Genomic DNA, 12665 nt, shown 5'->3' on the forward strand with positions numbered 1-12665 from the left:
GGTCTGAACAAGCAAGTGCGCCCGCGACGGCGCGATCTCGCAGTCAGCCCCTTGGAGGGCGCTTCAAACCTTCGGAAGCGTAGGAGACCAGGCTGTCATCGACCAGGGGCGCTCTCGCCCCTGTCACAACTATGGTGACAGGCTCGGGATTGGAATCGATGCGCCCGAAGCCGCCGTGGTGACAATGGCCGTGCGAGCAAAGCCCATGACTGCCGCCACGCTCGCCCGCGTCATCGTCGCCGTTTTCATCCTGGGTCGCATGATCGTCCGCCATATGGGCCGCAGCGACGGGGGCCTCGATAGCGCAGACGGCAGCGTCGACCGACGGGGCCACGAACACCGCGATCAACAGGGCGATCACGGCGTAGAGCGGCGCCAGCGGCTGTCTCCTTGCAACCATGTCCGCCACATAGTCTGCGCGCGATCGTCGTGCAATGCGTTATAAGTTTACAGCTGGGCGACCCACGAATACTTTGGCCCGTCGATCAAGGACTTATCGAAACCCCAAAGATCAACCACCTCAACAGGCGGACAGGCTCGAAAGGAACCCTGCGGCAGGCATGGCGTCAGCGAGGGGAGCCGCGCCGACGCGCGTAACACAGGTCAGTCCAAGGAGGCCCCATGGTCCGTTTCGTCCCCATCCTGGCCGCCGCCGCGGCCGTGGTCGCGGCTTCGCCGGCGTTCGCGCATGCCCGCCTGGTGTCCGCAACCCCCGCCGCCGACTCCACCGTGTCGGCGCCCAGCACGATCCGCCTGACCTTCAGCGAGCGATTCGCCGCTCCCTTCTCCAGCATCGAGCTTGAGGATGGCGAGGGCCGCCCGGTGGCCGTGCGCCAGAGCGTTTCGGGGGACGGCAGGACGCTCATCGCCGACGCCGCCGGCCCGTTGGCCCCCGGCGTCTATCAGGTGCGCTGGGCCATCGCGGCGGCGGACGGTCACCGGATGACCGGATCATACAGCTTCACCGTTCGCTGACGCCATGATCGAGGCGGCTGTCATCGGTCTGCGCTGGATGCAGTATGCGGCGGCGGCCGCGGCCCTGGGGCTGCTCCTGTTCCAGGCCTATGGGCGCGGCGCGTCAGGCGTTGCGCGCCTTTCGTCCATCGCCGCCGTCGCCGGCCTGCTGCTCGCCTTGACGGCCCTCGCCGGGGTCGTGGCGCAGACGGCGATGATGGCCGGAGGATGGGGGGCGGCGTTCGATCCGGCGGCCCTCGGCTATGTGGCGCAATCCACCGGCCTGGGCGCGGCCAACCTCACGCGGGCGGGCCTGGCGCTCGCGGGCGCCGCCCTGCTGCTGGCGGGCCGAACGCGCCGCTGGGCGCGCGTCGCCGCCACCGTCGCGCTCACGGGCGCCGTCGCCAGTTTCGCCTGGAGCGGCCATGGCGCGGCGACCGAGGGCGCGGGCGGGATGGTTCACCTGGCCTCGGACATCGTCCACGCCCTCGCGGCGGCGGTGTGGCTGGGCGCCCTCCCCGGTTTCCTGGTGCTGCTTGGACGTTCGCAGGCCGCCGGGATCGAGACGGCGGCGCGTGCGCTCGCGGACTTCGCCATGATCGGGACGGCGGCGGTGTCCGCCCTGGTCGTGACCGGCCTGGTCAATGCGGTCTTCCTGGCGGGCGCCGACGGCCTTGCGGTTCTCCCGGCTTCGAGCTGGGGCGTGCTTCTCATGGTCAAGCTCGGCGTCTTCCTGGTCATGCTCGGGTTCGCCGCCCACAACCGGTTCAGGCTCACGCCCGCGCTGCGCCGCGCCCTGACGGTCGGCGACGACCCGGGCGCGGCCACGGCGGGCCTGCGCGTCAGCGTCGGCCTGGAGTTCCTGGCGGGCGCCATTCTGCTGGGCCTGGTCGCGGCCATGGGGGTGCAAATGCCCCCCGTCGCCATGTGACGACGATCAGTTCGCCGCGCGGGACGACCAATGGATATGCCGGATACGCCAGCCGTCGGCGTGGCGCTGGAGAATCATCGTCTCGGCGGTCAGGCGATCGACGGGCCGGTCGCTGAACCGGCGGGTGACGCGCCCCTCGGTCAGCACCCAGGCGAGGTCGCCCTCGATCCAGGCGGCCCTGTGCGTCGTCACGGTCTCGGTCGCGGCGGCGAAGGCCATGTCGGCGGGCAGGTGATGGCCGGCGTATTCCTCCCGCGAGCGCTCGGCGCCACCTTCTTCCAGCACCATCACGTCCGGGGCCAGGAGGGCGAGCGCCGCCTCGGCGTCGCCCGAGCCCAGAGCCGCGTGGAAGGCCTCCACGGCCGCGACGGCGGGCCGGGCGGCTTCGCCATCCCCCTGGGTGTTCGCGGCGGCCCGAGCCCCGTCATGGGCCATTGCGCCGGGCGCGGCGACGGCGAGGATCGCCGCGAACAACAGACGCTTCATTGCAGGCTCCTTGGCGGATGACAGGGACTATGCGCGATATACGGCAGAAAGGGACGAAACCCTCGCGAGGGGGCGGCGACGGCGGTGCGTATTGATGCGGACGAAACGGAGACCTTCGCCATGATGGAACTGGACAGCCTTCTGGCGCGCGCGGTCCCGCCGACGCCCGCCGGGCTCGATGGTCTGGAGGACGGCGTCTGGCGTCGCGTCGGCCGGGTCGAGACCCGCCGCCGCGAGCGACGGCTGCGGGCAGCGGCCCTTGGCCTCGCCGCCCTGGTCGGCGGGCTGGCCGGCGGGGTTACGACGCCGCGTTTCGAGGCGCCGCGCGGCGAGCTCTCGATCTTCAGCCCGCACATGGCCGCCACGCCCCTGGACATCCGGGGGGTCCTCGGATGAGCGGCTGGCGGTCCACGCTCGTCACGGTCGTCCTTTCCGCGGTGGTGGGCGCCGCGGCGGCCTGGGGCGTCATGCAGTGGTCCGCGCGCTCCAAAGCGCCGGCCGACCTGCACGCGGTCATCCACCAGCGGCTGAACCTGACCCCGGAGCAGGACCGCCGGCTGGACGAGGTCGAGGCCGACTTCGCCGTCGAGCGCCGACGCCTGGAGGCGGAGCTTCGCCAGGCGAACCGCGAGCTCTCCGCCGCCATCGGCGAGAGCCGGGGGGACACGCCCGAGGTCCGGGCCGCCGTGGAGCATTTCCACATGGCCATGGGCGACCTGCAACTGGCCACCATCGCCCATGTGTTCGAGATGCGGGCCGTGCTGGCGCCCGACCAGGTCGAGGTCTTCGACCGCGTGGTGGTCGAGACCCTGCGCGCCGACGCAGACTGACTTGCGCGTGGGACCGGGCGACAGCGACGAAACCCGGGCCGTTCGCGGCGACCGGGCCGCCTTCTCGCGCCTGATGGCGGCGACCAAGGCCGATCTGCATCGCTTCATCGCCCGCCATGTCGGCGACGCCGACGAAGCGCTCGACCTGGCCCAGGAGACCTACGCCGCGGCCTGGCTGGCGATCGCCCGGTATGATCCGGCCCGCCCGTTCGGCGCGTGGTTGCGCACGATCGCGCTCAACAAGTGCCGCGACTGGGGCCGCCGGCGCCGGGTGCGGCGCATCGTGCGCGGGGCGATGGGGCTGGACGCGCCCGAGGCCCGATCCGTGGGCGACCCGACGCCCGGGGCGGAGGCGCGGGCGGACGATCGTCGACAGGTGGAACGCCTGGAGGCCGCCCTGCGCGCCCTCCCGGACGGTCAGCGCGCGCCGCTGCTGCTGGCGGCGCTGGAGGGACGGTCGCACGCCGAGATCGGCCGGATCATGGGCCTGACGCCGAAGGCCGTGGAGTTGCGCATCGCCCGCGCCCGCAAGGCCCTGATGGACCGGATGGCGCCCCGCGCCTCCTGACGGCTGCGACCAGCGGTCGCGAGGGATCGGCGCGGCCGGGGCGTAAGGCTGACGAAACCCGAGCTTCAAGATCGACACATGAACAGAGTGAACACCGACCGCCGTGCGCTGCTGCGCGGCATGGCCGGCGGCGCGGGGCTGCTGGCGGCGCAGGGCCTACTGCCGGCCTGGGCCGCCACCGGCTCCCAAGGGCTGCCGTCTCAATCCGGCGTGCTGAACGGCCCGGACGTCCGGCTGAGCGTCGGCCATTCCCCCTTCACCGTGGGCGGGCGAACCGGCCACGCCATCACCGTCAACGGCACGCTTCCCGCGCCCCTGATCCGACTGCGCGAAGGCCAGAATGTCCGGCTCTGGGTGACCAACACCCTGGACGAGGACACGTCGATCCACTGGCACGGCCTGCTGCTGCCCTTCCACATGGACGGCGTGCCGGGGATCAGCTTTCCGGGCATCCGTCCGGGCGAGACCTTCCTCTACGAGTTCCCGATCATCCAGGCGGGCACCTTCTGGTATCACTCGCACTCCAACTTGCAGGAGGCGATGGGCCACTACGGCCCGCTGATCATCGACCCGGCGGAGACGGACCCGGTCGCCTACGACCGCGAGCATGTCCTGGTCCTGTCGGACTGGAGCTTCCTCCACCCCCACGTCATCCTCGACAAGCTGAAGAAAAGCCCCGGCTACTTCAACCAGTCGCGCACCACCCTGTCCGGCCTGATCTCGGGCGAGGACGGCATGGGGCTGTCCGACCGGCTGATGTGGGGGTCCATGCGCATGGACCCGCGCGACATCGCCGACGTCAACGGCGCGACCTACACCTATCTGGTCAACGGCCACGGCCCCGACGAGAACTGGACGGGCCTGTTTCGGCCGGGCGAGCGGGTGCGCCTTCGGATCATCAACGCCTCGGCCATGTCCATCTTCAACGTCCGCATCCCGGGCCTGGCCATGACCGTGGTCAACGCCGACGGCGAGAACGTGCGGCCGGTGGAGACCGACGAGTTCCAGATCTCGGTTGCCGAGACCTATGATGTGATCGTCCGCCCCGCCGGGGATCGCGCCTACACCATCGTGGCGGAGTCGGTGGATCGTTCCGGCCTGGGCCGCGCCACGCTCGCGCCGCGCCTAGGCATGTCAGGGGAGGTCCCGCCGCTGCGCGAGGTCCCGACCCTGACCATGCGCGACATGGGCATGGGCGGAATGGACCACTCGGCCATGGGCCACGGAGGGATGGATCATTCCGCCATGGGCCACGGAGAGGCCGCGCCGTCCGGTCATGGAAGCATGGGCCACAGCATGCGCGATCCCGACAACGCCCCCGAAGGCATGGCGGTCGGTGTCGGCGTCGACATGATCGCGCCGGCCCCGGTCAACCGCCTGAGCGAGCGCCCCATGGGGCTGGAAGACGTCCCCCACCGGGTGCTGGTCTATACCGACCTGGTCTCGCTTGCGCCCAACAAGGACCAGCGCCCCCCCTCCCGCGCGCTGGAGATCCACCTGACCGGCAACATGGAGCGGTTCATGTGGGGGTTCGACGGGCGGCGTTTCTCCGAGATCGTCGAGCCGATCCGCTTCGAGCGCGACGAGCGGGTGAGGGTGACCCTGGTCAACGACACAATGATGGCCCACCCCATCCACCTGCACGGCCACTTCTTCGAACTGGTGACCGGCGGCCCGGCGGGCCACCAGCCGCTCAAGCACACGGTGAACGTCGCGCCCGGCTCCAAGCTGACCTTCGACCTGACCGCCGATGCGCCCGGCGACTGGGCCTTCCACTGCCACATGCTGATGCACATGCACGCGGGAATGTTCAACGTGGTCACGGTGCGCCCGCTCGACGGAGACGCCTCGTGAACCGCCTTGTCGTCTGCCTCGCGCCCCTCCTCCTCGCCGCCGGCGCGGCCCAGGCGCAGGATCATCGCGGCCACCATCCCGCGCCCGCGCATCCGCCCGCGCCGCCCCCACCCGCAGAGAGCCGCCCCACAACCGAGGCCGATCCGCACGCCCATCATCACGCCGAGTCACCGCCGGCGACAGCCGAGGACGCGCAGGCCCCGGCGGACACAGCCGATCCGCACGCCGGCCATGTCATGCCGGCCCCCGCGCCCGCCGGCTCCGCGGACCAGGATCACGCGGGTCACGGCGCGCCGCCCGATCCTCATGCGGGTCACGCCATGGCGGACCCCCACGCCGGTCATGGCGCCCCGGCGGCGTCCGGCCCGCCGAACATCCCGACCAGCGCCGACGATCCCGGCCGTCCGCCCCAACCGCCGCCACCTCCCGCCGCCCTCGGCGGTCCGGCGCATGCCGCGGATGCGATCTGGGGCGCCGGGACGATGGCCGACGCGCGCGCGATGCTGCGCGCGGAAACCGGCGCCATGACCACCACGGCGGTCGTCATCGACCGTCTGGAGGCGTGGTCGGGCGACGGCGCTGAAGGTTGGCTCTGGGACATGGGCGGCTGGCACGGCGGCGACATTCACCGGTTCTGGTGGAAGTCCGAAGGCGGCGGGGATTTCCACGGCTCGGCGAGCGGCGAGGTCCAGGCGCTCTACAGCCGCGCCGTCAGGCCCTTCTGGGACGTCCAAGCCGGTGTGCGTCAGGACTTCGGCGATGGCCCGGACACGACCCATCTGGTCCTCGGCGTCCAGGGGCTCGCGCCCTACTGGTGGGAGGTGGACGCGGCGGCCTTCCTGTCGACCAGGGGCGACCTGGCCGCCCGGGTCGAGGCCGAATACGACCTGCGCATCACCCAGCGGCTGGTCCTCCAGCCTCGCCTTGAGGTCGAGGCTTCGGCCTCGGATGTCCCGGAGCGCGGGCTGGGATCGGGGCTCACCCATGTCGAGGCCGGACTTCGCCTGCGCTACGAGTTCGTGCGCGAGTTCGCGCCCTATGTGGGGGTGGAATGGAGCCGCCACCTCGGCCGCACCGCCGACCTGGCCCGTGCGCGGGGCGACGATCCCGAAGCCGTGCGGTGGGTGGTCGGCGTCAAGGCCTGGTTTTGAGGAGAAGGATGATGATGAAGATAGCGCTCGCGACCGCCGCCGTGCTGTTCGCCGCCACGCCCGCGGCCACGCAGCACGCCAACGACGGCCATCAGGATCACCAGGACCACCAGGTCCACGGTGCGCAGCACGGATCGGACGCCCATCAGGCGCATGACGTGGTGACCAGCCCGGCCGACGGGGAGATGACCCACGGCTCCCCGGCGTGGTTCACCGCGACGTTTGAGCATCCCATGCGGCTGACGTCGGTCAGCGTGGCCGCAGACGGCGGTGATCCGATGAACGTGCCCGTCGCCGCCTCGGCGGCCACGACGCGGGTGACGGCGCGGCTCCCCCAGCTGGCTGCGGGCGACTACACCCTGACCTGGGCGGCCGAAGGCGATGACGGCCACCGGATGACCGGCGCCGTGCGCTTCATGGTGCACTAGAAGCGGCGGCCGTCACCGTGAAGGACGGCGACGGTCCGGTCGCGTGAGGACGGCTTCCCTCCGCTCAACCAACACGCGCCGGAAATACCATGGCCTTTCGGCCGTTCGTTACTCCGACCCCGCATCAATGATCCCGTCCCGAACCGCAACGGCGACGGCTTCCACGCGCGTGCGGACGCGGAGCTTTGCGCACGCCTTCTCCAGGTAGCTGTCAACGGTGCGCGGAGATAGACCAAGGATCGTGCCGATGTCGGTCGAGCTCTTTCCCCGAGCAACCCAGACGAGGCATTCGGATTCGCGCGGGCTCAGGGCCGCATCGGGACGTTGGCGGTATGAATGGGCACGGTGGACCATGCGTCCTCCCGGTTGATTCGTCCTAGAATTATTCCGCACACCGAGCATCGCCAACGCAGGCGTCTTGCGGGCAGGCCGCAAACTTCTTGCGGTTTGGCTCGCCTTGATCCGCCAGCGTTAGCCCCCTATGCCCACAAGGGTCGGGCGCCGTGAGATAGGCGACGAGCTGGAGCCAGGGTCCGTTCTGCGGAGGCGGCGCTCCGAGCCGAAGCAGCGGGCCCCTATCGCAGGGGATTCCAACGCCCGACCCCTTCCCTTGCGCCCGGATTCGGAATGATTCATGCTGGCCCTGTCGGCGCATGCGCCGATAGGGGCGTGGAATCCCCTTTGCGAACTCAACTCATCGACGCCCGCTGATGCTTGGTCGTCGCTGTCCTCCGTGACCGTTCTCGCCGTCGAGGCTGGGCGGTGCGCGGCCGCGTTGCGGATTCCCGTCTCTTGGCTTTGGCCGGAGAGACGTGTGACTGACACGAAGCCTTTGGAACCGGATGCGTCCGAGGGGCTGAACAGGCTCTATCGGCTCTATTCGGGCTGGCTGGACCGCCGACTCCGTGCGCACTTGCGCGCGGAGGATGCGGCGGACGTCGTCCAGGAGACCTATCTGCGCCTGGCCCCCTATCGGCACGCGGACATACGCCACCCGAAGTCGCTCATCCTGAAGATCGCGCTGAACCTTGTCCGCGACCAGCATCGCCGCAACGCCTTGCGCGACCGGATCGCGCAGCTGCCGCCCGCCGCTCCCGCGACCGGCGCGCCCCAGCTCGACGTGCTCGCGTTCCGGCAGATGCTTGCGTCCATGCCCGTGCTCTATCGTGACGTCTTCGTCATGAGCCGGTTTAGCGGTATGACACATGGTGAGATCGCCGCGAGACTTGGAGTGAGCATCAAGACGGTTGAGTGGCGAATGTCGAAGGCGCTTGAATTCTGCGCGTCGCAACTCGACGCTTAGGCAGGGCATGATGACGGTCGACGCCGATCACGAAATCCGCCGCCGCGAAGCGGCGTCCTGGTTCGCCAAGCTCAGCCAGCGAAAGGTCTCCGCTGACGACGTGCGCGCCTTCAGCGCTTGGCGGCGCACGCCGGCGAACGCCGCCGCTTTCGAGCGCATGGAGGCGCTGTGGGACGCCGCCGAGACCATGGCCGTGGACCCCGCCGTCGCCGCGCTCACCCGCGAAACCCTGTCGAGGACCGCGCGGAGCCCGCGCAGAGGCCTCAAGGGAGCGTTGCGCCTCGCCGGCGCCGGAGCGGGCGCGCTCGCCGCCCTCGTCCTGGGCATGATGTGGTTCGCCAGCCAGCCGACCACCTACAGGACGGACGTAGGCGAGCGCCGAACGATCGAGCTAACCGATGGCTCAAGCGTCATCCTCGACACCGCGTCCCGTGTCGAGATCCGGCTGACGGACGATAGACGTGCGATCGCCCTTCTTTCGGGACAGGCGCTGTTCGATGTCGCCCCGGACAACCGTCCGTTCGTGGTGACGGCCGGCGAGGTGGAGGTCACCGCCATCGGCACGCGGTTCGACGTGCGGCGCCTCGCCCGGGGCGCCCGCGTGATCCTGCTCGAAGGCCAGGTGGATGTCCGCGACACACGGCGATCCGAGGCGACGTGGTCGCTCTCACCGGGCGAACAGATCGTCACATCATCGCCGTCGCCGATCGTGGCGCAGGCCGACGTGGACGCCGCGACCAGTTGGATCACGGGCCGCCTCGTGTTCGAGGCCCTGCCGTTGCGCAACGCGATCGCGGAGATGAACCGTTATACGACGGCCAAGATCAGGCTCGAAGGAGAAGACTACGGCGACATCCGTGTGAGCGGTGCCTTCAATGCAGGCGACGTGGACGCCTTCATCTCCGCTGTAACCGTGCTCTACCCGCTGCGCGCCCATCGCGCGGGGGACGGAACGACGTTCCTGCGCCCGGTCGATGCGGCGCCGGAAAATAATTCGTAGGCCGACTTAGGGGGACCCGCCTCCTCCTTCGTCTCTTCCCCGTCCCGCACCCAAGCGGGACCACCAAACAATGGGGGAGACATATGTCCAATCTGCTCGGCTCGACCGCACTCGCCGCCCTGCTGCTGGCTGCGCCCGCAGCCATCGCTCAACCCGCCCAAGACGTTCGCCGCTATGACGTCGCGCCCGGACCGCTCGATCAGGCCCTGACCGCCTTCGCCCGGCAGAGCGGTCAGCAGATTCTCTACTCGGCGGCGCTCACCGTCGGGCGCCGGTCGCCGGGGCTTTCGGGCGAGCACGCCGCCGAAGCCGCTCTGACCACGCTCCTGCGCGATTCCGGCCTGGCGTTCAGGCGCACCCGCCCGGGCGTCTTCGTCCTTTACGATCCCGCGAACGCCGCCGTGGCCCCGGACGGCCACGTCACGGAACTGGAGGAGGTGGTGGTGACGGGCTCCCACCTTCGCGGGGCGTCGAGCCCGTCTCCCGTGGTGATCGTGACCCGGGACGACGTGGACCGGCGCGGTCGGGCGACGGTGGCCGAGGTTCTCGCCGACCTGCCGCAGAACTTCACGGGCGCGGCCTACGAGGGATCGGCCGGGAACGCAGCGGATCGCTCCTTCCGAAACGCCCAGTATGCGACGGGCGTCAATCTGCGCGGGCTGGGCGCGGACGCCACCCTGGTCCTGGTCAACGGCCGCCGCATCACCGGGACCGGCACGACGGGCGACTTCGCCGACGTCTCGAACCTGCCCACCTCCGCGATCCACCGGGTCGACGTGCTGCTCGACGGGGCGTCGGCCCTCTACGGCGCGGACGCCGTCGGCGGCGTGGTCAACATCATCCTCAAGCGCGACTACGAGGGGTTCGAGACGCGGGTGCGCGCGGGCGGGACCACGGACGGCGGCGCGCGGGAGTTCCTGTTCTCCCAGCTGGGCGGCCTCAACTGGTCCAGCGGCAATCTCGTGATGTCCTATGAATACTACGACCGGGGCGAGCTTCTGGCGGCGGACCGACGCGCGACGGCCAACGCCGACCTTCGACCGCTGGGCGGCTCGGACTGGCGCGAAACCTACGCCGCGCCCGGCAACATCATGTTCTTCGACCCCACCACGGGTGCCTTCACGCCCGAGTTTGCCATCCCGCCGGGCCAGGACGGAGTCGGCCTGACCCCCGGCGACTTCCTGCCGGGCGTGGTCAACCGCACGAACCAGCACGAGGGCCGCTGGAGCCTGCCGCACCAGAAGCGCCACAGCGTGTTCGCGGCTCTGAGGCAGGAGCTTGGTGGCGGGTTCACCCTGGATGCCGACCTCCGGCTGACCCAACGGGACCATGTCCTGCGGTCCTTCGCCGACATCGGCGTCCTGTTCGTGACCGACGACAATCCCTATTTCGCCTCGCCGGACGGCCTGCCGTTCCACGAGATCGCCTATTCCTTCATCAACGACCTCGGTCCCGGCCTGGACACCGGACGCTCGCGCAGCTGGGGCGGCGCCGTCGGCCTGGAAGGCGCGCTGGGCGGCTGGAACCTCAGCCTCTACGCCAGCGGCGGCCGCGAGACGAACACCCGCGAGGCGACCAACCGCGCACAGCAGACCTATGTGGCCGAAGCGCTGGGCGCGATCCCCGACGATCCGAACACGCCGTTCAGCACCGCCGTCCACGGCTTCTTCAATCCCTACGGGGACCCCGCCGCCAATAGCCCCGAAATCCTCGCCTTCATCGGTTCGGGCTACGGCACGAGCCGCGGCGTCAGCACGGTGGCCACGGTCAATTTCAAGGCGGACCGCAGCCTGTTCGAGCTGCCCGGCGGCCCCCTGCGTCTGGCGCTCGGCGCGGACTTCCGGCGCGAGGCGTTCCGAACCGACAACCGCAATTTCTTCTTCGGGACCGCGCCGACCGGCGGCCCGCGCGAAAGCGAACGGGACGTGTCCGCCGCCTTCGCCGAACTGCGCGTCCCCCTCGTGGGTCCGGCCAATGCCCGTCCCGGTATCGAGCGGCTGGAGCTTTCGCTGGCGGGGCGGACGGAACACTATGAGCACATCGGCTCCACCACCAATCCGAAGGTCGGCGTCCTCTATGCGCCCTCCTCGGAACTGCTGCTGCGCGCCAGCTACGGGGAATCCTTCCGCGCCCCGTCCCTGCCGGAGCTCACCAACCCCTATCAGCTGGGTCCGGTCATTCGGAACGATGGGGTGACCGACGTCATCGCCATCGTCCAGTATGGCGGCAACCCGGACCTGCGCCCGGAGACGGCCCAATCCATCACCGCCGGGTTCGTCTGGACCCCCGCCGCCGCGCCCGGCCTCCGCCTGGAAGGAGGCTGGTTCCGCACATCGTTCCGCGACCGTATCTCCCGGCCCGTGTCGGAGAGTGTGGGTGCTGAGCTCACGGACCCGTCCCTGGCGCCCTTCGTCACCCGCGTCAGTCCGGCGACGAACGCCGCCGATCGGGCGCTGGTCCAGTCCCTGCTGGACGAACCGGGGAACTTCCTGCCCGGCATCTTCCCGGCCGAAGCCTATGGCGCGGTGATCGACTCGCGCTTCGTCAATGCCGCGATCGTGGAGATCGAGGGCGTCGACGTCGCGGCCCGATACGCCTTCGACGCCGTCGCGGGGCGGGCTATGCTCGACTTGGCCGTCACCCATCTGCTGGAGAACGACCGGCAGATCACCGTCGCGGCCCCGGCGGTCGATCTTCTCGGCCAGCCGCACTTCCCGGCCCGCTGGCGCGGTCGCGCCGGGGGCCACTGGACCCGCGACGGGCTGAGCCTGGGCTTGGGCGTCAACTTCGTCAGCGGCGGCCGCGACCCCGTCGGCGGCCGCGAGATCGGAAGCTGGACGACGTTCGACGGCCAGGTCCGCTACGACTTCGATGCGGACAACGGCTATGCCCGGGGCCTGTCGCTGACCCTGAACGCCCTGAACCTCCTGAACCGGGACCCGCCCTTCTATGACTCGCCCCAGGGCATCGGCTACGACGCGGCCAATACGCATGTGCTCGGCCGCCAGGTGTCGCTCCAGCTGGTCAAGCGCTGGTAGGCCATCATGCGCCAAACACATTGGATCGCGCTCGGCGCGCTCCTGGTCGCGGGGGGGGGGGGGGGGGGGGGGGGGGGGGGGGGGGGGGGGGGAGGGAGGAGGGGGGCGGGAGGGGGGGGGGG

14 protein-coding genes are annotated in these 12665 nt (G+C 70.3%); 11 read left to right on the forward strand and 3 right to left on the reverse strand.

What is annotated here, in order from left to right:
* Positions 1 to 43: 43 nt before the first annotated feature.
* Entirely contained in the window at positions 44 to 400 is a 357-nt protein-coding gene (locus tag ACK4E3_RS02585) for a hypothetical protein (RefSeq protein ID WP_409695923.1), read from the reverse strand.
* A 221-nt stretch (positions 401 to 621) separates the two neighbouring features.
* Between ACK4E3_RS02585 and copC the strand changes: the two genes are divergently transcribed.
* Together copC and copD are read left to right on the forward strand one after the other, a co-directional pair.
* Positions 622 to 975: a copper homeostasis periplasmic binding protein CopC gene (gene copC / locus ACK4E3_RS02590; protein ID WP_409695926.1), complete on the forward strand. Its 354-nt coding sequence runs from the start codon at positions 622 to 624 to the stop codon at positions 973 to 975.
* Between the two features lie 4 nt (positions 976 to 979).
* Positions 980 to 1885 (forward strand): copper homeostasis membrane protein CopD, encoded by a 906-nt coding sequence (copD, locus tag ACK4E3_RS02595; protein WP_409695929.1) that lies wholly within the window; start codon positions 980 to 982, stop codon positions 1883 to 1885.
* Positions 1886 to 1891: 6 nt separating this feature from the next.
* Here copD and ACK4E3_RS02600 read toward each other — a convergent pair whose 3' ends face one another.
* Positions 1892 to 2371 carry a nuclear transport factor 2 family protein gene (locus ACK4E3_RS02600; protein ID WP_409695932.1) on the reverse strand — a complete coding sequence of 160 codons (480 nt, stop codon included), beginning with the start codon at positions 2369 to 2371 and terminating at the stop codon, positions 1892 to 1894.
* Positions 2372 to 2455: 84 nt separating this feature from the next.
* Between ACK4E3_RS02600 and ACK4E3_RS02605 the strand changes: the two genes are divergently transcribed.
* From ACK4E3_RS02605 to ACK4E3_RS02630, 6 genes are all read left to right on the forward strand, one after another.
* Positions 2456 to 2767, forward strand: a complete 312-nt coding sequence (locus ACK4E3_RS02605) for a hypothetical protein (RefSeq protein ID WP_409695935.1) — start codon at positions 2456 to 2458, stop codon at positions 2765 to 2767.
* The gene (locus tag ACK4E3_RS02610) at positions 2764 to 3201 is read left to right on the forward strand and encodes a Spy/CpxP family protein refolding chaperone (RefSeq protein WP_409695938.1); all 438 of its coding nucleotides are present in this window, start codon (positions 2764 to 2766) and stop codon (positions 3199 to 3201) included. Before ACK4E3_RS02605 ends, ACK4E3_RS02610 begins: the two co-directional genes overlap by 4 nt.
* Positions 3202 to 3208: 7 nt before the next feature.
* Positions 3209 to 3769 (forward strand): RNA polymerase sigma factor, encoded by a 561-nt coding sequence (locus ACK4E3_RS02615; RefSeq protein ID WP_409695941.1) that lies wholly within the window; start codon positions 3209 to 3211, stop codon positions 3767 to 3769.
* Positions 3770 to 3847: 78 nt separating this feature from the next.
* Positions 3848 to 5623: a copper resistance system multicopper oxidase gene (locus ACK4E3_RS02620; protein WP_409695944.1), complete on the forward strand. Its 1776-nt coding sequence runs from the start codon at positions 3848 to 3850 to the stop codon at positions 5621 to 5623.
* 482 nt (positions 5624 to 6105) lie between these two features.
* Positions 6106 to 6774, forward strand: coding sequence for a copper resistance protein B (locus ACK4E3_RS02625; protein WP_409695947.1), 669 nt, complete (start codon positions 6106 to 6108; stop codon positions 6772 to 6774).
* A gap of 11 nt (positions 6775 to 6785) precedes the next feature.
* Positions 6786 to 7202 carry a copper resistance protein CopC gene (locus ACK4E3_RS02630; protein WP_409695950.1) on the forward strand — a complete coding sequence of 139 codons (417 nt, stop codon included), beginning with the start codon at positions 6786 to 6788 and terminating at the stop codon, positions 7200 to 7202.
* Between the two features lie 108 nt (positions 7203 to 7310).
* Here ACK4E3_RS02630 and ACK4E3_RS02635 read toward each other — a convergent pair whose 3' ends face one another.
* Positions 7311 to 7604 carry a response regulator transcription factor gene (locus ACK4E3_RS02635; protein ID WP_409701031.1) on the reverse strand — a complete coding sequence of 98 codons (294 nt, stop codon included), beginning with the start codon at positions 7602 to 7604 and terminating at the stop codon, positions 7311 to 7313.
* 412 nt (positions 7605 to 8016) lie between these two features.
* Here ACK4E3_RS02635 and ACK4E3_RS02640 point away from each other — a divergent pair, with 412 nt between their 5' ends.
* From ACK4E3_RS02640 to ACK4E3_RS02650, 3 genes are all read left to right on the forward strand, one after another.
* Positions 8017 to 8505 (forward strand): RNA polymerase sigma factor, encoded by a 489-nt coding sequence (locus ACK4E3_RS02640; protein ID WP_409695953.1) that lies wholly within the window; start codon positions 8017 to 8019, stop codon positions 8503 to 8505.
* Between the two features lie 7 nt (positions 8506 to 8512).
* On the forward strand, positions 8513 to 9505 hold the full coding sequence (locus ACK4E3_RS02645) for a FecR family protein (protein WP_409695956.1): 993 nt from the start codon (positions 8513 to 8515) through the stop codon (positions 9503 to 9505).
* 83 nt (positions 9506 to 9588) lie between these two features.
* Positions 9589 to 12543, forward strand: a complete 2955-nt coding sequence (locus ACK4E3_RS02650) for a TonB-dependent receptor domain-containing protein (RefSeq protein WP_409695959.1) — start codon at positions 9589 to 9591, stop codon at positions 12541 to 12543.
* Positions 12544 to 12665 lie beyond the last annotated feature (122 nt).

The organism is Brevundimonas sp. (assembly GCF_046299595.1).
Lineage (GTDB): Bacteria > Pseudomonadota > Alphaproteobacteria > Caulobacterales > Caulobacteraceae > Brevundimonas.